Origin of the sequence: Pseudomonas petroselini (genome assembly GCF_045037875.1) — a bacterium.
GTDB lineage: Bacteria > Pseudomonadota > Gammaproteobacteria > Pseudomonadales > Pseudomonadaceae > Aquipseudomonas > Aquipseudomonas petroselini.
This window is the reverse complement of record NZ_CP173614.1, coordinates 5045265-5065941: the sequence shown is the minus strand read 5'-3', so window position 1 is coordinate 5065941 and position 20677 is coordinate 5045265. Positions and strand designations below refer to the sequence as shown.

At 54.8% G+C, this 20677-nt stretch carries 18 protein-coding genes and 1 tRNA gene; 17 read left to right on the top strand and 2 right to left on the bottom strand.

Translation table 11 applies throughout. The annotated features are described in order from the left end of the window. Positions 1-69 precede the first annotated feature (69 nt). The 8 genes from ACI512_RS23215 (at position 70) to murB (ending at position 6900) form a co-directional block, all read left to right on the top strand. A complete protein-coding gene (locus ACI512_RS23215) occupies positions 70-2295 on the top strand; it encodes a DNA internalization-related competence protein ComEC/Rec2 (protein WP_236380510.1) in 2226 nt (741 codons plus the stop codon). Between the two features lie 83 nt (positions 2296-2378). After that, on the top strand, positions 2379-3014 hold the full coding sequence (locus ACI512_RS23210; protein ID WP_012724911.1) for a MotA/TolQ/ExbB proton channel family protein: 636 nt from the start codon (positions 2379-2381) through the stop codon (positions 3012-3014). Beyond that, positions 3011-3439, top strand: a complete 429-nt coding sequence (locus tag ACI512_RS23205; RefSeq protein WP_012724910.1) for a biopolymer transporter ExbD — start codon at positions 3011-3013, stop codon at positions 3437-3439. Before ACI512_RS23210 ends, ACI512_RS23205 begins: the two co-directional genes overlap by 4 nt. Continuing rightward, a complete protein-coding gene (gene lpxK / locus ACI512_RS23200; RefSeq protein WP_236380507.1) occupies positions 3439-4449 on the top strand; it encodes a tetraacyldisaccharide 4'-kinase in 1011 nt (336 codons plus the stop codon). The genes ACI512_RS23205 and lpxK overlap by 1 nt, the downstream gene beginning before the upstream one ends. A gap of 24 nt (positions 4450-4473) precedes the next feature. Further along, positions 4474-4659: a Trm112 family protein gene (locus ACI512_RS23195; protein ID WP_003174668.1), complete on the top strand. Its 186-nt coding sequence runs from the start codon at positions 4474-4476 to the stop codon at positions 4657-4659. Then, complete coding sequence (gene kdsB, locus ACI512_RS23190; RefSeq protein WP_012724908.1) at positions 4656-5420, top strand: 3-deoxy-manno-octulosonate cytidylyltransferase; 765 nt, start codon at positions 4656-4658, stop codon at positions 5418-5420. Before ACI512_RS23195 ends, kdsB begins: the two co-directional genes overlap by 4 nt. Beyond that, positions 5420-5884, top strand: a complete 465-nt coding sequence (locus ACI512_RS23185; RefSeq protein ID WP_064055418.1) for a low molecular weight protein-tyrosine-phosphatase — start codon at positions 5420-5422, stop codon at positions 5882-5884. The genes kdsB and ACI512_RS23185 overlap by 1 nt, the downstream gene beginning before the upstream one ends. Further along, the gene (gene murB / locus ACI512_RS23180) at positions 5881-6900 is read left to right on the top strand and encodes a UDP-N-acetylmuramate dehydrogenase (RefSeq protein ID WP_236380506.1); all 1020 of its coding nucleotides are present in this window, start codon (positions 5881-5883) and stop codon (positions 6898-6900) included. The genes ACI512_RS23185 and murB overlap by 4 nt, the downstream gene beginning before the upstream one ends. 76 nt (positions 6901-6976) lie before the next feature. On the opposite strand, the gene ACI512_RS23175 is transcribed toward murB, so the two are convergent. After that, positions 6977-7648 carry a Bax inhibitor-1/YccA family protein gene (locus tag ACI512_RS23175; RefSeq protein ID WP_236380503.1) on the bottom strand — a complete coding sequence of 224 codons (672 nt, stop codon included), beginning with the start codon at positions 7646-7648 and terminating at the stop codon, positions 6977-6979. A gap of 418 nt (positions 7649-8066) precedes the next feature. Between ACI512_RS23175 and ACI512_RS23170 the strand changes: the two genes are divergently transcribed. From ACI512_RS23170 to ACI512_RS23145, 6 genes are all read left to right on the top strand, one after another. After that, positions 8067-8154, top strand: a tRNA-Ser gene (locus ACI512_RS23170). A gap of 1272 nt (positions 8155-9426) precedes the next feature. Beyond that, a complete protein-coding gene (locus tag ACI512_RS23165; protein ID WP_236380501.1) occupies positions 9427-10866 on the top strand; it encodes a site-specific integrase in 1440 nt (479 codons plus the stop codon). After that, entirely contained in the window at positions 10866-14018 is a 3153-nt protein-coding gene (locus ACI512_RS23160; RefSeq protein ID WP_405121374.1) for a hypothetical protein, read from the top strand. The genes ACI512_RS23165 and ACI512_RS23160 overlap by 1 nt, the downstream gene beginning before the upstream one ends. Before the next feature lie 249 nt (positions 14019-14267). After that, on the top strand, positions 14268-14927 hold the full coding sequence (locus ACI512_RS23155; RefSeq protein ID WP_064055422.1) for a hypothetical protein: 660 nt from the start codon (positions 14268-14270) through the stop codon (positions 14925-14927). 653 nt (positions 14928-15580) lie between these two features. Then, the gene (locus tag ACI512_RS23150) at positions 15581-16051 is read left to right on the top strand and encodes a 3'-5' exoribonuclease (protein WP_236383697.1); all 471 of its coding nucleotides are present in this window, start codon (positions 15581-15583) and stop codon (positions 16049-16051) included. Positions 16052-16423: 372 nt separating this feature from the next. After that, positions 16424-17976 (top strand): IS3 family transposase gene (locus ACI512_RS23145; RefSeq protein WP_405121373.1). Its coding sequence is split into 2 segments (ribosomal slippage): positions 16424-16886 and positions 16886-17976, totalling 1554 coding nucleotides; the frame shifts between segments, so codons are not numbered across the junction. Between the two features lie 362 nt (positions 17977-18338). Here ACI512_RS23145 and ACI512_RS23140 read toward each other — a convergent pair. After that, the gene (locus tag ACI512_RS23140; RefSeq protein ID WP_405121372.1) at positions 18339-18836 is read right to left on the bottom strand and encodes a helix-turn-helix domain-containing protein; all 498 of its coding nucleotides are present in this window, start codon (positions 18834-18836) and stop codon (positions 18339-18341) included. A gap of 239 nt (positions 18837-19075) precedes the next feature. Between ACI512_RS23140 and ACI512_RS23135 the strand changes: the two genes are divergently transcribed. From ACI512_RS23135 to ACI512_RS23125, 3 genes are all read left to right on the top strand, one after another. Continuing rightward, a complete protein-coding gene (locus ACI512_RS23135) occupies positions 19076-19471 on the top strand; it encodes a DUF6957 family protein (protein ID WP_236383698.1) in 396 nt (131 codons plus the stop codon). Positions 19472-19518: 47 nt separating this feature from the next. Next, positions 19519-19965: a hypothetical protein gene (locus ACI512_RS23130; protein ID WP_191946494.1), complete on the top strand. Its 447-nt coding sequence runs from the start codon at positions 19519-19521 to the stop codon at positions 19963-19965. A 90-nt stretch (positions 19966-20055) separates the two neighbouring features. Further along, on the top strand, positions 20056-20439 hold the full coding sequence (locus ACI512_RS23125; protein ID WP_064052241.1) for a hypothetical protein: 384 nt from the start codon (positions 20056-20058) through the stop codon (positions 20437-20439). Positions 20440-20677 lie beyond the last annotated feature (238 nt).

Below are 20677 nucleotides of genomic sequence, written 5' to 3'. Positions count from 1 at the left end.
TGACAAAACATCATAGGCCGCGCTGGGTGCTCGGCTAAGACTGAGTGGATCACTTGAAAAGGATGATTCATGAGGACAGGGATGTTCACGTTTGCGCTGGGGCTGCTGGCCTTGCGTTTTCTACCGGCATTGCCGGCAACCGGCTGGCTGATCGCCCTGCTGGTGCTGGCGTTGATGCTGCTGCCGTTTCGCACTTACCCCTTGGCGTTTTTCCTGCTGGGGCTGAGTTGGGCGTGCATCAGCGCACAGTGGGCCCTGGATGACCGCCTGCGGCCAGTATTGGACGGCCAGACGCGTTGGGTAGAAGGGTGGGTCACCGGTCTGCCGCAACAGACGGGCGAGGGCGTGCGTTTCGTACTGACCGACAGCCGGTCACGTAACGCGCGGTTGCCCACACGCATCCGGGTGTCCTGGCGTGGCGGGCCGCCGGTGCGCAGCGGTGAACGCTGGCGCCTGGCGATCACCCTCAAACGACCGGCCGGGTTGCTGAATTTCCACGGCTTTGATCAGGAAGCCTGGCTGCTGGCCCAGCGGATTGGCGCCACCGGCACGGTGAAGGACGGCGAGCGTCTGGCACCGGCCCGCCACGCCTGGCGTGACAACGTGCGCCAGCGCCTGATGGTGGTGGATGCGCAGGGCCGGGAAGCCGGCCTGATGGCCCTGGTATTGGGCGATGGTTCCGGATTGGCCGCTACCGATTGGCAGGTGTTGCAGGACACCGGCACCGTGCATCTGCTGGTCATTTCCGGCCAGCACATCGGTTTGCTCGCGGGCTTGATCTACGGGGTGATCGCCGGGTTGGCGCACTACGGCTGCTGGCCGCGAACCTGGCCATGGCTGCCCTGGGCGTGCGGCCTGGCGTTCAGCGCCGCGCTGGGTTACGGCGTGCTGGCAGGGTTTGGCGTGCCGGTGCAGCGCGCCTGCGTGATGGTCGGGTTGGTGTTGTTGTGGCGCTTGCGCTTCCGGCATCTGGGGCTGTGGTGGCCATTGCTGCTGGCACTCAATGCGGTGCTGGTCCTGGAGCCGTTGGCCAGCCTGCAGCCAGGGTTCTGGCTGTCGTTTGCGGCGGTGGCGGTGCTGGTCCTGGCGTTTGGCGGACGGCTGGGGCCGTGGAGCCTGTGGCAGGCGTGGACCCGGCCGCAGTGGTTGATTGCCATCGGGTTGTTTCCGGTCTTGCTGGTGCTGGGGCTGCCTATCAGCCTCAGCGCACCGTTCGCTAATCTGGTTGCGGTGCCCTGGATCAGCCTGGTGGTATTGCCGCTGGCGTTGCTGGGGACCGCGTTGCTGCCGCTGCCGTGGGTGGGTGATGGATTGCTGTGGCTGGCGGGCGGTGCGCTGGACGGCTTGTTCAACGGCTTGGCGTGGCTGGCCGGGTACATGCCTGCCTGGATCCCGGCCGAGGTGCCGCTGGGCTACTGGCTGGTGAGTCTGCTCGGTGCGGTGCTGCTCCTGCTGCCCAAGGGCGTGCCGTTTCGGCTGCTGGGCTGGCCGATGCTGTTACTGGCGGTGTTTCCGCCGCAAGAACGGGTGCCCCATGGGCAGGTGGAGGTCGTGCAGCTGGACGTCGGGCAGGGACAGTCGCTGATTTTGCGCACGCGTCACCACACTTTGCTGTATGACGCCGGTCCACGCTCCGGAACCTTTGACCTGGGCGCCCGCGTGGTGTTGCCGTCGTTGCGAAAGCTTGGGGTAGCGGCCTTGGACCTGATGCTGCTCAGCCACGCCGACGCCGATCATGCCGGTGGCGCGGCAGCGATTGCCAAGGGCCTGCCGATCAAGCGCGTAGTGGGTGGAGAAACCGACGGGCTGCCGGCGTTTCTCGGCACCCAGCCGTGCATCAGTGGCGAGCGCTGGACCTGGGACGGCGTGACGTTCGAACTCTGGCAGTGGCCTGGCGCCATCAGTGGCAATCCGAAGTCTTGCGTGTTGCAGGTGCAGGCCAATGGCGAGCGCCTGCTGCTGACCGGCGACATTGACCGCGCCGCCGAACAGGCCATGCTCGCTTCCCCGCTTGCGGTGCCCACTGAATGGTTGCAAGCGCCGCACCATGGCAGTCGCAGTTCTTCGTCGTGGGCGTTTCTGGAGCGCCTCGCCCCTGGTTCCGTGCTTATTTCACGGGGGCGGGGTAATGCGTTCGGCCATCCGCATCCCCAGGTGATGGCGCGCTACCAGCGGTTGGGCAGCCAGGTGTATGACAGTGCCGAGCATGGGGCTGTGCGCGTGCAATTGGGCGCTTTCGCACCACCGGTTGTTGCGCGCAGTCAACGCAGGTTCTGGCGCGAGCGGTTACCTTAGGCTCTGGCAGCCGCGGCCGATGGGGTCTGTGGCCGACGAACCTATATGGTAAAGTGGCGCACTTTTTCGAGGGGACATTCACTGTGTGGGAATTGGTCAAATCCGGCGGCTGGATGATGTTGCCGATCATCATGAGCTCTATCGCCGCACTCGGCATCGTCGCCGAACGCCTGTGGACCCTGCGTGCCAGTCGCGTTACCCCCGAGCATCTGCTGGGGCAGGTCTGGTCCTGGATCAAGAACAAGCAGCTGGACAAGGACAAACTCAAGGAGCTGCGCGCCAATTCGCCGCTGGGTGAAATCCTCGCCGCCGGCCTGGCCAACTCCAAGCATGGTCGCGAGATCATGAAAGAGTGCATCGAAGAGGCCGCCGCGCGCGTCATCCATGAACTGGAGCGCTACATCAACGCCCTCGGCACCATCGCCGCCATGGCGCCCTTGCTCGGTTTGCTGGGTACGGTACTGGGCATGATCGATATTTTCAGCTCGTTCATGGGCTCCGGCATGACCACTAACGCGGCCGTGCTGGCCGGTGGTATTTCCAAGGCGCTGATCACCACGGCAGCAGGCCTGATGGTGGGTATTCCTTCGGTATTCTTCCACCGTTTCCTGCAGCGTCGCATTGATGAGCTGGTGGTGGGCATGGAACAGGAAGCCATCAAACTGGTGGAAGTGGTGCAGGGCGACCGTGACGTGGATCTGGTTGGGGGCAAAGCGTGAAATTTCGCCGCAAGCAACGGGAAAATGTCGATATCAACCTCGCGTCGCTGATCGACGTGGTGTTTATCCTGCTGCTGTTTTTTGTCGTCACCACCACCTTCACCCGACAAACCGAGTTGCGCGTCGACCTGCCGGAAGCCGTGAGCGGCTCGCCGGCCGAAGACCAGGAAGTCAAGCAACTGGACATCGCCATCAGCGCTGACGGGGTGTTTTCGGTGAACAATCAGTTGCTCGAGAAAAACGACCTCGCCAGCCTGATGGATGCGTTGCAGAAAGAGTCAGGCGGTGACACCCAGCGGCCGTTGTCCATCAGCGCCGATGGCAAGACCCAGCACCAAGCCGTTATCACTGCGATGGATGCCGCCGGCAAGCTCGGCTTCAGCCATCTGCGCATGACCACCGTCGAGGCGGCGAGCCCACCCTGATGGCCATGTCCGATCGTTTGCTCAAGGCCTGGTACGAAGGCCATCCGGCACTCGCACTGTTGCGGCCGCTGGAATCTCTGTATCGCCGGGTGGTGCAACGCAAGCGCGCACGCTTCCTGGCGGGTGAGGGCGAGATCTATCAATCGCCGGTGCCGGTGGTCGTGGTCGGGAATATCACCGTGGGGGGCACGGGCAAGACGCCGTTGATCCTCTGGTTGATCGAGCACTGCCGACGCAGCGGCTTGCGCGTGGGCGTAGTCAGTCGCGGTTATGGCGCAAAGCCACCACAGTTGCCGTGGCGGGTCGAAGCCAGCCACAGCGCTGACGTGGCAGGTGACGAACCTTTGTTGATTGTGCAGCGCTGCGGTGTACCGCTAATGATTGATCCCGATCGCAGCCGTGCGGTCAAGGCGCTGCTGGCCAGTGAAACCCTGGACCTCATTCTCTCCGACGACGGCCTGCAGCATTACCGCCTGGCCCGTGACCTTGAACTGGTGCTGATCGACGCCGCCCGTGGCCTGGGCAACCGCCGTTGCCTGCCGGCAGGGCCGTTGCGCGAACCGGTGGAGCGGCTGCAAAGTGTCGACGCGCTGCTCTATAACGGCGCCGCCAGCGACCGCGAGGGCGGTTTTGCCTTTCGCTTGCAGCCCGCCGCGCTGGTCAATCTACAGACCGGCGAGCGCCAGCCGGTCGATCATTTTGCGCCGGGCCAGCAAGTGCATGCGGTCGCCGGCATCGGCAACCCGCAGCGTTTCTTCAATACCCTTGAAACGCTACACTGGCAGCCGATACCCCATGCGTTTGCCGACCACGCGCCATACAGTGCCGAGGTCTTGAATTTTACGCCGTCATTGCCGCTGGTCATGACCGAGAAGGACGCGGTGAAGTGCCGCGCCTTTGCCCAGCCCGACTGGTGGTACCTTGCGGTGGATGCACTGCCGTCGCCGGCGTTCGTTGCCTGGTTCGACACGCAGTTGATGCGTCTGTTGCCTGCCCGTCTTTTGCCTTAAACCGCTTCTTTCCAGGAAACACTCATGGACACCAAACTGCTCGACATCCTCGCTTGCCCGATCTGCAAAGGCCCGCTCAAGCTCAGCGCCGACAAAACCGAGCTGATCAGCAAAGGCGCCGGCCTGGCTTACCCGATCCGTGATGGCATCCCGGTGATGCTCGAAAGCGAAGCCCGCACCCTGACCACCGATGAGCGCCTGGATAAATGACCACAGCCTTTACCGTTGTCATTCCCTCCCGCTATGCGTCGACCCGCCTGCCGGGCAAGCCGCTGCAACTGATCGGCGACAAGCCGATGATCCAGCTGGTGTGGGAACAGGCCTGCAAAAGCAGCGCCGAGCGCGTGGTGGTGGCCACCGATGACCCGCGTATCATTGAAGCCTGCCAAGGCTTCGGCGCCGAAGCCGTACTGACGCGCGAAGATCACAACTCCGGCACCGATCGCCTGGCCGAAGTCGCCACAAAACTTGGCCTCGCGCCCGATGCCATCGTGGTCAATGTGCAGGGTGACGAGCCGTTGATCCCGCCGAGCGTGATCGACCAGGTAGCCGCCAACCTGGCAGCCCATGGCGAAGCCCGCATGGCGACCCTGGCCGAGCCGATCGAAGACATCGCGACCCTGTTCAACCCGAACGTGGTGAAGGTGGTCAGCGACATCAATGGCCTGGCGCTGACGTTCAGCCGTTCGACCTTGCCATGGGCCCGCGATGCGTTTGCCAAGCAACCTGATGTGTTGCCGGAAGGCGTGCCCTACCGCCGCCATATCGGCATATACGCCTACCGCGCCGGTTTCCTGCATGACTTCGTCAGCTGGGGCCCATGCTGGTTGGAAAACACCGAATCCCTGGAGCAACTGCGGGCGCTGTGGCACGGCGTGCGCATCCACGTGGGCGATGCGCTGGAAGCGCCGCCGGCCGGTGTCGACACCCCGGAAGACCTTGAGCGCGTCCGTCGCCTGCTGGGGGCCTGATGGAGGTCCTGTTTGTCTGCCTGGGCAATATCTGTCGCTCGCCCACCGCAGAAGGCGTACTTCGCCATAAATTGCGTGAAGCGGGGCTGGCGGGGCAGGTCGACGTAGCGTCCGCCGGTACCGGCGAATGGCATATCGGCAACCCGCCGGACCAACGCAGCCAGCGTGCGGCGTTGGTGCGTGGCTACGATCTGTCGGCCCAGCGGGCCCAGCAGGTCTCGCGCGCCGACTTTGCGCGCTATGACCTGATCCTGGCCATGGACCACAGCAACCTGCGCAACCTCAAGGCCATGCAGCCGGCGCAGGGCAAGGCGGAGCTGGACCTGTTCCTGCGTCGTTACGAAGCTGAAGTGGACGAAGTCCCCGACCCGTATTACGAAGGTGAACAAGGCTTCGAACGGGTCCTGGACTTGATCGAACGTGCCTGTGATTTACTGGTGATCGAATTGAAGGGGCGGTTATGACCTTGCAGGTGCTTGCGCAGGTATCGCTCAAGCCATTCAACAGCTTTGGCATTGACGTACGTGCCCGGCTATTCGCCGAGGCCCACAGCGACGAAGACGTCCGTGAGGCCCTGGCCTATTCAGCCGCGCAGGCGGTGCCGTTGCTGGTGATCGGCGGTGGCAGCAACTTGCTGCTGACCCAGGACATCCAGGCGTTGGTGCTGCGCATGGCCACCAAAGGCATCCGTGTGCTGCACGATGACGGCACGCAGGTGGTGGTCGAAGCGGAGGCGGGTGAAGCCTGGCACCCGTTCGTGCTGTGGACCCTGGAACAGGGGCTCTGCGGCCTGGAAAACCTCAGTCTGATCCCCGGCACCGTTGGCGCAGCCCCCATGCAGAACATCGGCGCCTACGGTGTGGAAATCAAGGATGTGTTCGTCGGCCTCACCGCTCTGGACCGACACACTGGCGAACTGCGCGACTTCAGCCTGGAAGAATGCAAATTCGCCTACCGTGACAGCCTGTTCAAGCACGAGACCGGGCGCTGGCTGATCCTGAGGGTGCGTTTTGCCCTGAGTCGCGCCAGCCACCTCACACTCGACTACGGCCCGGTGCAGCAGCGTCTGGCAGGGCAGGGCATTACCGACGCGACGCCGAGCGATGTCAGCCGGGCCATCTGCAGCATCCGCCGGGAAAAACTCCCGGACCCGGCAGAGCTGGGCAATGCCGGGAGTTTCTTCAAGAATCCATTGGTGTCCCAGGCGGTGGCGGCTGAACTGCAGGCGCTGTATCCGGACCTGGTGGCATACCCACAGGCCGATGGGCAGATGAAGCTCGCGGCCGGCTGGCTGATCGACAAGGCCGGCTGGAAGGGCTTTCGTGAGGGGGATGCCGGGGTGCACACGCTGCAGGCGCTGGTGCTGGTCAACTACGGCGGTGCCACCGGGCACGATATCGCCAACCTGGCGCAGCGTATCCAGCGCGACATTGCACAGCGTTTCAAGGTCGATCTGGAAATGGAGCCCAACCAGTACTGATCGGCTGCTCTCGATACGTAAGAAACAAAAATGCCCCGTATCTTTCGATACGGGGCATTTTTTATTGCGCTAGCGATCAGTCGTCGCGGCTCATGATGCCGAAGATCTGCAACAGGCTGATGAACAGGTTGTAGATCGACACATACAGGCTGACAGTCGCCATGATGTAGTTACGCTCACCGCCGTGGATGATCGCACTGGTCTGGAACAGGATGCACACCGAGGAGAACAGCACAAAACCTGCGCTGATCGCCAGTTGCAGACCGCTGATCTGGAAGAACATGCCTGCGACCACGGCCGCCAGCAGCACGAAGAAGCCCGCGGTGATGAAGCCGCCCAGGAAGCTCATGTCCTTACGGGTGATCAACACGTAGGCCGACAGACCACCAAACACCAGGGCCGTCATGGCAAACGCCGAACTGACCACTTCCGCCCCACCGGCCATGCCGAGGTAGCGGTTGAGTATCGGGCCGAGGATAAAGCCCATGAAACCGGTCAAGGCAAACGCCGACACCAGGCCCCACGCCGAGTCACGCAGCTTGTTGGTCAGGAAGAACAGACCATAGAAGCCGATCAGCACGACAAAGATATTCGGGTAGCCGACGCGCATCTGCTGCGCCACGAACGCCATCAAGCCGCTGAAGGCGAGGGTAAGGGCGAGCAAGCCATAGGTGTTGCGCAACACGCGGCTGACTTCAAGCTGCTCAGCCTGCGCGTTGCCATTCACTGCGTAATTCTGTTCGCGCATGGCGACACTCCTTCGGTTTTGAAACGTTCAGTCGCAAAGATCATAACAGACGCTCTGTAACAAGCGATGGCGAGAGTTTGACAGTGTGTTTCATTCGGGTATTATGGCGCCCGCTGAGACGGGATGGGCTATTATAATCTCGTGACGCACAAGGGAAATTGGCAGAGTGGTTGAATGCACCGGTCTTGAAAACCGGCGAACGTTAATAGCGTTCCCAGGGTTCTTATCTAAGGCTATCTCCAGTTGCACCTTGCAGTACCGCTTCATCGCGTCATCGGAATACACGGGAAATTGGCAGAGTGGTTGAATGCACCGGTCTTGAAAACCGGCGAACGTTAATAGCGTTCCCAGGGTTCTTATCTAAGGCTATCTCCAGTTGCACCTTGCAGTACCGCTTCATCGCGTCATCGGAATACACGGGAAATTGGCAGAGTGGTTGAATGCACCGGTCTTGAAAACCGGCGAACGTTAATAGCGTTCCCAGGGTTCGAATCCCTGGTTTCCCGCCGCGAACTCAACAAAATCAAGGGCTTAGGTTAATCCTAGGCCCTTTTTTTATGGCTTTTTGCACTGATCTCTCGTAAGGAGCTTCTCACCCTTGCGACACCTTCATAAAGGCGCAACAACCTAGATGCGCCTTATGACGTGTGATCCGTTCTCAGAGAGAAAGATCCTGGCAATTGCAGCTTACCGACGTCTCTCTGATATCCGCTCCCCCTACATTCCTTGCGCACAGCGGTGACGGGTGGCGCCTCCGATGTGCGCGCGTCCTCATCCTAAGCCTCAGGAATTCATAAAAGCTGCTCAGTCAGCGGATGCCTGAGATCTCTCATCGGGCATTCGCAAGCTAATCGTTTATAGGTGGGTGCCACTTTGTGAGAACGTGATACCTCACCTGGCCGGGAAGGTCTGTGCTGCGAACCCTCCGAGTCTATAGCTCACCCTTGGCTATCATGATCGAAAGCTGGCTTGCTTACTCAATGCTGAACGATTCAGGTAGTCCCATAGCTCCCCATCTTCTTCAGCGTCTCGGCGTTCTGGTCGTCTCCACGCCTTGCCCCGCGTTCAACTGTAAAGCTCTTGCGCCTGGGGAATGCTCTTAAGGTCGTGAGTGTTAGGTGAGGGTGGTGATGTCCGACGGTCTCAAGCCTTTCGAGCCCTTTCAACAGTGGGAGAGCACGCGGGGCGCGATCATTCATCAGGTTGTATCTTTAATTGGCGCTGTCACAGCGTGGTAGCTCCTTGGCCGCCATTCTGTGGCGACTGCTTTGGGGTACAGCGGCGGGGGTCGATATCGGATATCAGGTACCAATGCGGCCGATCTAGAATCGGTATGCTACGAGCATACTCTAAGGTGCAATAAAGATTGTTGCACCTTGTTGATCAGCTGTTTTTTGTGTGTCAGGATGCGTGCCACTTTAGCGTCAGTTATCGCTGAAACTGCACAGAAGGATTGCAAATCTGAAGAGAATGTATTTGCCTGAGACAGTTAGTGGGCTTTATTAACTGTCAGTCAGGCCGATAAAAATCACGATGCTAGTTTGTATGTTCAGGATCTTTCGGCCCTGACTCCACGATTGATACCAACGTTAATTATCCGCCCTTTCTCGAGGGTGTGACACGCTTATGGTCGCCATCCAGCGAAAAACACGCTGTCGATTGTTAGTGCCTGGTCTAAAGCTTAGAAAAAACGTGATTAAACAGGATGGTATAGTGAATTCGAAATCAACTGAAAGGCTTCAGTTACATGTCGGCGTTTCAAACAAGGACATGATCATTTGAACGCGGTCGTCCCTTTACGTATGAACCATGTCGAGCTGTTTGAGACGACACGTAATGGAACTCTTACGTTCCGAATGATTTGCCCTGATCACACGATGACAGAGTTCTTCGATGAGTGGGCTTATCAGCTTGCTAGAGCTAAAGCGTTCAAAACCACACGTACATACTGCTACGCTGTGCGTGAAATGCTGAACTATATTCATCAAGTAAGTATTCAGTGCGGTGGCCTTACTGCATTGCAGTTGCGAGAGGCATTAGATAGCTATGAGAGCTACCTGGTCAGCGGTATTTATAGCACATCATCCGTAGCCAGAGAGGCTGCGAGGGTGCTTGGTAGCAGAGAACTGGGTGGCGCTTCTATTGCAGTGCATTTTGCGGGTGTAAATAATTTCATTACCGCTAGTGAGGCGATGAGGGAAGCATTGCTGCAGATGCAGGACAGCGGGTACGTCTCTGAAATGGCTATCTCGATGATGCCGCTCACTACAACCAGGTACATGGAGGCGCCTCGGAATGTCAGGGCTGCGATCAGGGCGAACAGCTGGATGGCGGGCTGCATCGCAGGGGGCGCAAAACGGATCAAACAGAAACACCTGAGCCCAGTATCTAAGCCCTCGACAGTGTCGCGCACTGATGAATTTGGAGGGGATGAAAAAACCTTTCCAATTGACAAGTGTAGGGATTTGATTGAAAGCGCTAAGTGTCTGCGCGACAAGGTGCTGTGGAGCTTGCTAGCAGCATCCGGCTGCCGGATTTCGGAAGCGCTTACAGTGTTGTGGGACGACATTCATATCGATACCGATAATCCGAAAAATAATAAGGTATTTATCGTTGATCCTGACACGCGTCTAGATGTTTTGATTCATTACATCCCTGAGCATCAGCTCAAAAAGCTTGACCATAAGGGGCGGGTTAAGCCTGATACGTTTTTGATCCAGCCCTTTGCTTCAATGTTCTGGCATTACTTAGGGTTGTATGACCAAGAACAGCGTGCTCTAGAAGCGAGTAGGCACCGTCCGGTAGCGCACAGATTTTTATTTCGTAATCTTCGTGACGGAGGCCCCATGCCCACGTCTTATCAGGCCGTTTACGAGCGCTTCCGTTCAGCTGCGCAGAAAATTACCGGCATGAGCTACGGCTTTCATTCGCTCCGTCATATGTACGCGTACTACCTAGTGAACCATTGCCCTAATCCGGTTGGTCATAACAGATTCGGACTGGATTTGAAAACTGTGCAAGTCTTCATGGGGCATAAAACCATCAAGGCAACTGAGCGATACGCACGTAAAGATATAAAAATGCTTGAGGCAACATTCGCGGCTATCAATATGCTTCGCATGTCAACGGCTAACTACAGCGTGACACACGTTCAGATTCAGCATCTCGAGAATGAACTCAAGCAACTCAAACTCTCACTGCATAGCGACAGTAAATAATGATTAATTTGCACCCTGTCAATGCGATTTGGCTCGTGGAAGAAAATGAGGTTGCTCCGCACTTCGTTAAGGCTGTTGCGACAGTTCGAACCCTTTATAAAAAATACTATGGCGCACAGCCCGATAGTGCTGCAGATCGGGTCGAGTCTGTTTTTAGGCGTGCTCTGACCTTTGAAGGGTGGGGCGTGAGTGAGGTTCAGCTGACATTAGAGGCAACGTTCCGCAATAATAAAGTGCGCTGGAGCGAAATTGATCCTAGGCTTTCGGGGCTCTCAGCCGCCTACGAAGGTTCAATTTCTCAGTTGTTTCGCTTAGTTTTTATTACGCTATGGGCACGGAAAGTTTTTGTTGCTCCTCTCGGGATGCAGACTATCGCCCATATGCCAGAAGTATTTGATACGCTTTGTGAGAAGTTGAATGTAGAAAATCTGACGTTGATTCGCGGCGTGCACCCTGAATCCAAGATCAAAAGTCTTTTCAAGAGAGAAGAGTTTGATAGTGGGAGCAGCCGCGTAAACTTCTGGTTGAGACTTCTGTTGAGCACCACTGCCTACACCATTGAGGATCTCTCGCAATCCGATGCCAATAGCCTGTTTTCAGCTGCTAATGGATCAGGACAGTTGCCATTGCGCAGGTACTACGTCAATGACTTTCTTCTCACACTCTCGTCTCAGAGCGCGGAAAAGAAACAGATGGTTGAGGATGTTATCAACCAATACCAGCTTGAAAAGCGCAAGAACAAGCCTGCGAGGGTCTATAGAGGGCGGATCCGGGTTGGAAAAGTAGAAAAGAAAGCTGAAAGCGCGTATGAAAAGTCTTATGCGGCAGCGCAAGAGATTGCATCCGGTGAGCGAGAGATGAATTTCGCAGAGGATTTTAGTACATATTTTCCGTCCCACATGTTTAAGAAAATTTTCTACATTGGAGGGGAGGGCGAAGATTCGCTTTTTTATGAGTCTTCGCGTTATCCTGTGAAAGTATTTTCCTCGATGGTAAACGGTTTTTACAAATCGTTCATGCACTCGATGAGGCTCCAAAACTCTACGAATCATGAGTTTGTACTCGGCTTGCTCATGAGTTATGTCATGTGCTACCTGCCTAATTTCTTCCTCCAACGGGATGGTGATCTCTTAGACTATCCTAAGAGTTTGAATGACTTCAATTGCACCCTTTTTTTTACCCGAGAGTCAGTTTTTCTTGACGGTGTAATCCTATATGAAAAGGAGCCGCCAAGAACGTTTATTGGTTATGTTAATGAGTTTTCTCGTGTAAAAGGGTGGGGTAGCGATACTCTTTACGCTCGAGTAGGCATCGTTGATCGCTTTTGTGATTATGTCGAAGACAATAATATGGTGTTGCCAGGTGCCGATAAGTTTAAAAATAATTTTACGAGCGCGTGCTATCCAGCTGTTTCAAAAAGGTCTGGCACTGACAAAATTCCGGTTCCAAGACCGTATTTTTCCACATTTATCAGCATGCTTGACAGTCTTGAGTATTTGGTCGATCACATTAACTGTATGCCATATTACGATGGCCAGTTAGAGCAAGATGTCAACTATGGAGTTTTGGGTGGTGAGCTTTATCAGCCCTCCACGGCCGAGCTCACTCATAGTCATGCTTGGGCGGGATTGATCGGTCGCAATGTTAAGGGTATCGATGAGGTCAATCAGAGTCTTTTGAATTATACTCCGATCTTTTATCATGAAAATAAAATACTGACTTTCAAATTTCTCCCCCGTTTTTATAAGATTGTCGATATCGAGATTAGGGGTGAAGTAGTTAGACGTATTTCTCCCAATGAAGTCAGATTGACGCAGCTGATGTGTCACACTGGTATCCGTCAGCAGCATCTGATTTGGCTGGACAAAGATAAGTATGATCGTGGGGTGGATCGCTTTCGCGCTCTTCCATTCCAACCCATGTTTGTAAGCTCAGACAAGTCGCATGGAGAGTGGACTGCGATTGTTGCTATGCGTGCTATAGAGATCATGGATAGGCAGCGCAAGTGGTATGACGCGTGCACTTCGGCTAGTTACAAGCAGGACTTGTGGTATGGCATGGTTGAGGGATCCAAATTTGGTCGATACAAACCCCTGTTCAGGGGGCAAGGGAATACAGACTCTGATTGGAATAACTCTCGGCAGTTTCGTGTTTACATGTTGATTCTGCAGCATTTCATTCGCGTTCAGATGCAGGACACCTCCGGGGAAGACTTGGTTTTCGTCAAGTCTGAGGGTGGTTCGCCTGCTCCTTTTCTCGACTATTCGCCATATTTCCTCAGAGAGCTTGCCGTCAATGATCTGGTCAGCCCACACACACCCCATGCATTGCGCGCGGGGTTCGTATCTGACGCGATCAGGCTCCTACCGCCTTCGATCATCGGTCAATATTTGACAGGTCAGAGTGAGGCGCTTGTCTGGTATTACGCAATTTTTGATGGCGACAATTTGTCTGATCACCAACAGTTGCTCGCTGATTACATGATGAAAAACATGCAGAGTATTGAGCGGGGTGATGCTCCTGAACTTGCTGAGACCGTCCTCAAGCTTCATGCTAAATTGATGACGTCTATTGAAAAAGATCCAGTGCAGGCTATTAAAACTCACGGCTTGATCAGCCTCGCGGGTGTAGCGGATGACAAGAACGGGCTTGAGACTCTGCGCGCAAGACTTTACACCAAGCTCGCGTTCAATAACTGCCATATTTGCCCGTTCGATAATCGTTGTCCGAAGGAAGTAGTATCCAAAATCGGTGGGCACCGTCAATGCGCGTTGTGCCCTTATGCCATCCGTGGTATCGATCACTTACAGGCTGTGAGTGCAGAAAAAGATAAAGCAAAAGAGATGATGAAGGTCGTGCTTGACAAAATTCAAGAGTATCGAGCTCTCAAGCCAAGCGCTCGCAATCCGCAAATTTTGGAAAATTTGTATGTTGAGTATGACCACCATGCTTTGGAAGCTTACGCCCTGGAGGCTATTGAGCAGCAACTGTATCTGATGGCGCAAACCGGAGAGGCAAATAGTTTTTTTCTCCGAGAGAAGGATGGACTGATGGCTCACTTCCAGAAAGTCGAGATTCTCAGAATCCGACCACGTCCTGAAGCGCTTGGTCGATGTTCAGAACTTTCCGGATCTTTCCAGTCCTCGGCTTGATGCGCAGTTCGCCCAAATGAGGATGAGGATGCTTGTGAACCAAGGCAAGTATGATGAGCTACTGAAGCCGAGTAACAAACCTGCAAGTCATCAGTTGGCGTCACAGATTTCCAGCATGATGACGACGGGCATGCTCAGCGTCCGGGACGTTATGAAAATCAGTCACGACAGCGCCAATGTCAGCATGGTAGCTAGGCCCGCTTTATCACTTTCTGCTAACATGGGGTTATCAGAAATGGGAGCATAGCATTGGTTCAGCGACTCGATCCGTTTGATAATTATAGAGCAGAGCACAAGGCATTACGCATTAGACATATTCGTAGTGCGCTTGATATTCTGTCTAAAGCTACGTATCCGAACATCACAAATTTGGCAATCGACGTTGCTAAAATTGTGAAAGAGTTTGAATACCGAGATTTCGAGTCGTTGCCTGAAAAGACTAAGGTCAAAGGCTTTAAGCCCGTTAGCCATGTCACGCTGCTTAGGAATTCCGACTATCGTCTTTATCTAGATCGGAGCGGCAAGATAGAGGAGTCTGCAGAGGAAACTCCTGTCGTTACTACTTCGGATTTCGAAGCGCTTAAGATCCGCAATGCGAGTTTGAATGGCCAAATAGACCAGTTGAAACTCACAATCAGAAATATCGATTCTGGTGTTCTTCCTAATTCGCCAGAAGAAACGGATAAGCTTCGTAGCGAAACTGAAAGCCTTCGTGACGCTTTAACGATGGTTTGTAGGGTACTTGACAACGTTTTGGGCGAGTGTAGTCAAGTCTTGATCACAGTCCCACCTGGGCAGGAAACTGAACAGCAACCGTCGCCCGGGTTGTGGGGATTATTCGATATCATCGCTACTTATGACGAGCTTTTGAAGCTTGATACTTTACGTAGACAACTCTGCAAAGTTTAGCCCTCACGTTTCCTTGGGAGTGCCCGGAGTCGTACATTACAATGACGCCGGGGCGTGGGGCGTTGAGCACCAAGTCTTCAGCATCAACAGGTCACCCCAGGTCTAGCGACCTCAGGCGCTCGATGATTTTCAAAGACTGGCGATGCCCCGCCTTGATATTAATCCTTGTGAAAATCGTCCTTCTGCTTTCAAGTAGTGTTTATGCCAGTAAGTCTGGCAGGGCGTAATTTTAATCCAGATTTCCCAGCCGCTTCGTACTCGCCACTTCGCTATCAATTTAGAGCGGTCAGTCTGTAAGGGCTCGTTGCTAGCACATTGGCCTAATACAGTGCCCCAGAAATCCTTTTCGAGTCATTTCAGCTAACTCAACGGTGTAGCTTCATAGCTCAATCGTCCGAAAACGCTTATCCGATCAGCAACGAATGCACCGACTCGCTCTTGGGCAATTTTCAGTATATTCAGGATTTCTTGACTCACCTGTTTGGTGGACAGGTATTCCACGACTGGCTTGGGCGGAGGAGCAGCGTGACTCCACATTTCTATGATTACCTTGAGGAGCCCGTCTGAGCCAAAATGCTTGAGAGCCATTTCCCACAGCTGACCTTCCTGCACCATATCCAGGCGAGGCCTAGTCATAACGGAGTTCCAGCAACATGATGGTCTTTCTTGATTGCGAGTTTACCGAGCTCTCGGCGGCAGCGAAGCTGATATCACTGGCGTTAGTCGCTGAGGATGGGCACGAATTCTACGTGGAATTGCTCGATGCTTGGCAAGAAGAAGACTGCAGTGATTTCGTAAAGGAAACCGTGCTTCCACAGCTGTGGGGTGGGAGCTACGCGTTGTCCATTATTGAAGCCAGGATGTCGCTGCTCAGATTTCTGACGTCGTTCAAAAAAGAGATCGAGATCGTCACTGATGCCCCTCAGTTCGATTGGGAGCTTTTTTGCGACCTGGTATATGAGGACGGGCGATGGCCCAGAATCGTTCGTAATTTCCCTACTGACGCAACAACCCTTTCTCCGACTAGCGAGGGTGAAGAGCTGCCTCACCACGCCTTGCTCGACGCCAGGATCATCGCCGGCATGTTCGTATCTGTAAACCGAGGGCATCCCGGTGGAACCTGAGCGGGTTAGACGGAACTATACCTCTAGCTGATTCGCTGGATTTTCTTGATCTCAGATCACACCAAATCTCGTACAAACCACAAAAAGTAAACTCAAATACTTGGCTTTTGTTTGCAAAACGAGCCGGGGCCTACGGCCCCAAATTAACGAGCAGGTTACAAGGTGCGTTGGGGCAACCATAAGCGACGGTATTTGCTTGAGAGTGAGCTTAAAAAGCTGTCATATCGAAAGGGTCAGATAAAAACAGCGGCCAGCGAACCAGCCTCATTTCCAAAATGAAAAATGGGCCGGTGCAGGCAACCCCCCGGTGTCAGGGTAGTTGTCGTGTCCTCCGCTTTTTAAAAGTATTCCGGGGGCGGCAAGAGTAAGGTCATGCCTTTCTATTCAGAAGAACGCAAAGCTGCACTGTTGAAAATGATGCTTCCGCCGCTGAGCCTTTCAGCGTCGGAGGTCGCGCGCCGTGAAGGTTGTAGCGACATGTCTCTTCATTATTGGCGTAAGCAAGCTGCTGCCAGAGGTTCTCAGTTGTCCGAAAACAAGCAGTCGCCTGAAAGTTGGTCTGCCGAATCCAAGCTCATGGCAGTCATCGAATCATCAGCTTTGTCGGAGCTGGAGCTGAGTGAGTATTGCCGTCGCAACGGTATTTTCCCTGCGCAAATTGACGGCTGGCGCAAAGCTTTCATTGCCAACAGCACTAATCACTCAGCGCTGAAAAAAGGAATCGCTGGTGAGACCAAGGAGGATAAGAACCGGATTCGGGAGCTGGAGCGTGAGCTGCGCCGAAAGGATGCAGCGCTGGCTGAAACAGTCGCATTGCTGGTGCTGCGAAAAAAGCTCAATGCCTACTGGGGGAACGACGACGAGGACAATTGACCTTGTTGCCAGAACGGCATCTTCTCGTCGACTGGCTCACCGAAGCCATCACGGCGGGCGCCCGCAGGGCGCCTGCGTGTCTAGAAGTCGGTATTTCGCTACGCACGCTACAACGCTGGATCCTGCCCGAAGCGTTGTTGGCAGATGGGCGCACCACGACGGTGAGGCCAGTGCCGAATAATGCTCTGAGTGATGTTGAGCGCCAAGCCATCCTGGCCTTGTGCAACAGCAAGGCCTACGCACATCTGCCACCGAGCCAGATCGTGCCACGACTAGCTGACGAAGGACGTTACATGGCATCGGAGGCAACCTTTTACCGAGTGCTGCATGCGGCAGATCAGCAGCATCATCGTTCCCGCGCCAAACGCCCGCATCGCCATGAAGCACCCACCACCTACGCGGCGACAGCCGCCAATCAGGTGTGGTCTTGGGATATCACGTACCTGCCGTCGCCGGTTCGAGGGAAGTTTTACTACCTGTATTTGATCGAGGATATCTACAGCCGAAAGGCTGTGGGCTGGGAAGTTTACGAAGCAGAAAACGGTGAAAAAGCCGCTGTCCTATTGCAACGAAGTGTCACTAGAGAGAAGTGCTGGCGTCAGCCGCTGGTGCTTCATTCGGACAATGGCGCACCTATGAAATCGGTGACGTTACTGACCAAGATGTACGACCTGGGTATCACGCCATCGAGAGGAAGACCCCGGGTAAGCAACGATAATCCTTACTCGGAGTCGCTGTTTAGAACGCTGAAGTACTGCCCGCAGTGGCCGCAGGATGGATTTGGCAGCCTGGATGACGCGCGTATCTGGGTCAGGAATTTTATGGCCTGGTACAACACCGAGCATCGTCATAGCCGAATCCGCTTCGTGACACCCGCCCAGCGCCACGAGAGAAAAGACCGGGAAATCCTGGCCCGGAGGGCGGCAATCTATGGGCAAGCGAGAGAAAAAAGGCCTGAAAGGTGGTCAGGCGAGACACGCAACTGGGACCCTATCGGGACGGTGCACCTCAACCCCGAAAGGGAGCTGACAGTTGTCGTGAAGGTCGCCTAGCAAGACGGGAGACACGACAACTACCTTGAAAAACGCCGCAACGCTGCTTTTCTTTTGAGTTCAAAATATAGATCTCCGGTTTTGAAAAACGAATTCAAGGGCAGAGATTTCATAATGTCGAAAAAAGACATTAATGTCGCATTTGTGTAAATCCTGAATCAGGATCTGGCACCATCGCTTATGAGGTTCTCGTGCGCAGGGGGCTATGGATTAAGCCGGAAATAAGCTTATCCAGTGATCGAAGCCACTTGGCGGCAAACCGATCTTTCCGCTCGGCCTCGCGTTGTCGTGTAAGCCAAGCTCAATCTCAACGCACGGCCCCGAGCCCTTTGAGAGCAAGTGCGTCAATCCAGCATTGTCCTCTAACAATCAGCTCTAGATTCGGTAGCGTTAATCCTCTTCCAATATCGATGCACAGTCGATAGAGCCAGCCCCGTCTCCCGCGCAATCTGCGATTGATTCATTCCAGCAGTCTTAAGCTCGCGAACGACGCTTTCGCTTCCCTTGTTCTGAGGCTTTCCAGGCTTACGGGGGGCAACCCCTCCATCAGTGAGCTGTTCAGCAAGAATTCCAAGACCTCCTTCTTTCTCAAACGCTTGCAGCTGCTTCAGGGCAGCATCCACGAGGACAGGGTAAGGGGTGTCTTGCTGTTGGGACATACATAGAGCTAGGAGGGCCAGAGGGTTTATTCGAAGGCCCTCAGCAAGGCTCTCGAACTTCTCGAGAGTAATGCTTGTTTCGCCTCGCTCGAGGGCGCTGAGTTTAGATTTCACGGAGGCGTCAGAAAGGTCTTCGTGCCGAAGTTGACGCTGCTTACGCAGTGCTCGGATGGCGCCTGCGAGTGCGATTCTAAGCTGCATGGCTCACTCAAAAGTCAGGATATAGCCACACAGGAGGGTTTCCGTTAAATACCAAAACGAGGTAGTATTGCGCATATCGCGACCAAGACGGCTCATAGCGAAGCTTTCGTAAGCTCATTTTGGCAATTTATGGAAATTAGGTGAGAGCGTTTTGCTGCCCGTGAAGACCAGCGCGCGGACTTTCCAGCAAGCCTCTGGTGAGCAGGCGTACTACTCGTAAATGATTTCGGAGGCAGCACATGGTTAGAGTGATCGATGCGGGCCTTTTGGGAGACCCGGGAGCCTCTCTAGTTGGCTCAGAACTTAGCCTCGAAGACGCGATGTCTGCAGCCAGAAAGCGCTACAAATGGATGCCCCTGTGCGTCGTCGAGGAATGGATCATCTTGGACACCATCGTCACCGACGAAGAGCGAGCCAAAGTAGCCGCCGCAGGCTGCCAACCAATGTTTATGTTTGCCCACAAGGTCGTGGATGACGAGCAGAGACGTTTTGAACCTGGCCACTGGGTCAGGTCGAGTATGGGCACTGCGTTCAACGACGGCTTTCTGTTCGAAACTCGGAATAGCGTCTATGTGCTACTCGGGCCGGGTCATCGCAAATCAGCAACCATCAAAGAGATCTTCTCTCTATTTTGAATTAACCAACCGGGCTGCTTTGCGTCCGCAGAAAACTGAGGCACCTGATGTTCAGAACCGAAGACTCAGACGCTATTGGCGTTCCGGGATTGTTTGGCGAAGGCTTGATGCACTGGCAGGGCGTGTCACGGGTGCTCAGATCGCACTGGTATCACCTGACCGTTCGAATCAGCGAGCAGGGTCGAAGCACTGAGTTCACGCGAATGATCGAAGGTGAGCGCAGACTGCAGCAAATGCTTGTGCAGCAAAATGCAGGGGAAGTGATAGTCGACGTGCAAGTGGTCACCCCCCCTTGGATGAATAACTGCGATGGCTGGGGTATGGAACGCGTCGTTAAGGTGACTGTTGGTGATGATAATTGCGACTTTGAGGTCAGCCTGATCGAGGTGGACAGTGGGGCTGTTTACCACAACTCACACCGACCAGGTTTTCAAATTCAGTCACTTCAGAACTGCCGGCCAATTTTTCTCGAAACCATGATTCGATCAGTCTGAAAATTACCAACAATCTTGCACGATACCAACGCGCCTGGTTGCGTGTGCAATTCCTGATATCTCCATACAGAACGCAGCCGGAGGGCAGTGATGCTCGACACGATAGATGTAAATTTCCACGGAAAGCGCCATACAGATTTCGATCTCAAACGAATCATTAAAGCCCAGGAGCAAGGCTTTGATGTGCCGGTTACCGCTTATCTCTGCGGTGTTTCGATTAGGTCGCGCGCAGGTATCGGTGTTGTTTTTGGCCACAAGCGCAAAGACCAGTACGGTCGGTTTGGCGATGGTCACCTGATCAGGACTTCTGACGTGCTGAAGGTCGAACGTGAAGGGCGATTTTGGGTGATGACAACCGTGAATTCGCGTTATGTACTAGCAACTTTCCAGCGGGATAATGGACGTGCAAGCCTCCGCCAATACCTTCGACTTTCTAGTGCTCAGCATCATCTATCCCCGAACCTGCTGCAATAAAGGCGTGCATCCTATGATCGGCCTATGACTAAAGGATCCGGAGATTGTATGTCGAGCATGTTGATGAGAGCGGGCGAAACGATCTTTATTGCATCAGGTGTTGATGACCGCCCTGTTTCGTAGTCGATGGCTATTCACATCCCTACCGTTTTGGGGTTGCCCCCTTTGGGGGCTGACTGGCGTGACCAATCCCTGACTGCACCAGGTTTTGGCCCTATGGGCTTTCATCCTCAGGCCT

Excerpts from the sequence above, each read along its gene's own strand:
- ACI512_RS23130 (WP_191946494.1), top strand. The coding sequence starts at position 19,519 with ATGTTCAGAACCGAAGACTCAGACGCTATTGGCGTTCCGGGATTGTTT.
- ACI512_RS23215 (WP_236380510.1), top strand. The coding sequence starts at position 70 with ATGAGGACAGGGATGTTCACGTTTGCGCTGGGGCTGCTGGCCTTGCGT.
- ACI512_RS23125 (WP_064052241.1), top strand. The coding sequence starts at position 20,056 with ATGCTCGACACGATAGATGTAAATTTCCACGGAAAGCGCCATACAGAT.
- ACI512_RS23140 (WP_405121372.1), bottom strand. The coding sequence starts at position 18,836 with ATGCAGCTTAGAATCGCACTCGCAGGCGCCATCCGAGCACTGCGTAAG.
- murB (WP_236380506.1), top strand. The coding sequence starts at position 5,881 with ATGACCTTGCAGGTGCTTGCGCAGGTATCGCTCAAGCCATTCAACAGC.
- ACI512_RS23175 (WP_236380503.1), bottom strand. The coding sequence starts at position 7,648 with ATGCGCGAACAGAATTACGCAGTGAATGGCAACGCGCAGGCTGAGCAG.
- lpxK (WP_236380507.1), top strand. The coding sequence starts at position 3,439 with ATGGCCATGTCCGATCGTTTGCTCAAGGCCTGGTACGAAGGCCATCCG.
- kdsB (WP_012724908.1), top strand. The coding sequence starts at position 4,656 with ATGACCACAGCCTTTACCGTTGTCATTCCCTCCCGCTATGCGTCGACC.
- ACI512_RS23195 (WP_003174668.1), top strand. The coding sequence starts at position 4,474 with ATGGACACCAAACTGCTCGACATCCTCGCTTGCCCGATCTGCAAAGGC.
- ACI512_RS23135 (WP_236383698.1), top strand. The coding sequence starts at position 19,076 with ATGGTTAGAGTGATCGATGCGGGCCTTTTGGGAGACCCGGGAGCCTCT.
- ACI512_RS23160 (WP_405121374.1), top strand. The coding sequence starts at position 10,866 with ATGATTAATTTGCACCCTGTCAATGCGATTTGGCTCGTGGAAGAAAAT.
- ACI512_RS23150 (WP_236383697.1), top strand. The coding sequence starts at position 15,581 with ATGATGGTCTTTCTTGATTGCGAGTTTACCGAGCTCTCGGCGGCAGCG.
- ACI512_RS23185 (WP_064055418.1), top strand. The coding sequence starts at position 5,420 with ATGGAGGTCCTGTTTGTCTGCCTGGGCAATATCTGTCGCTCGCCCACC.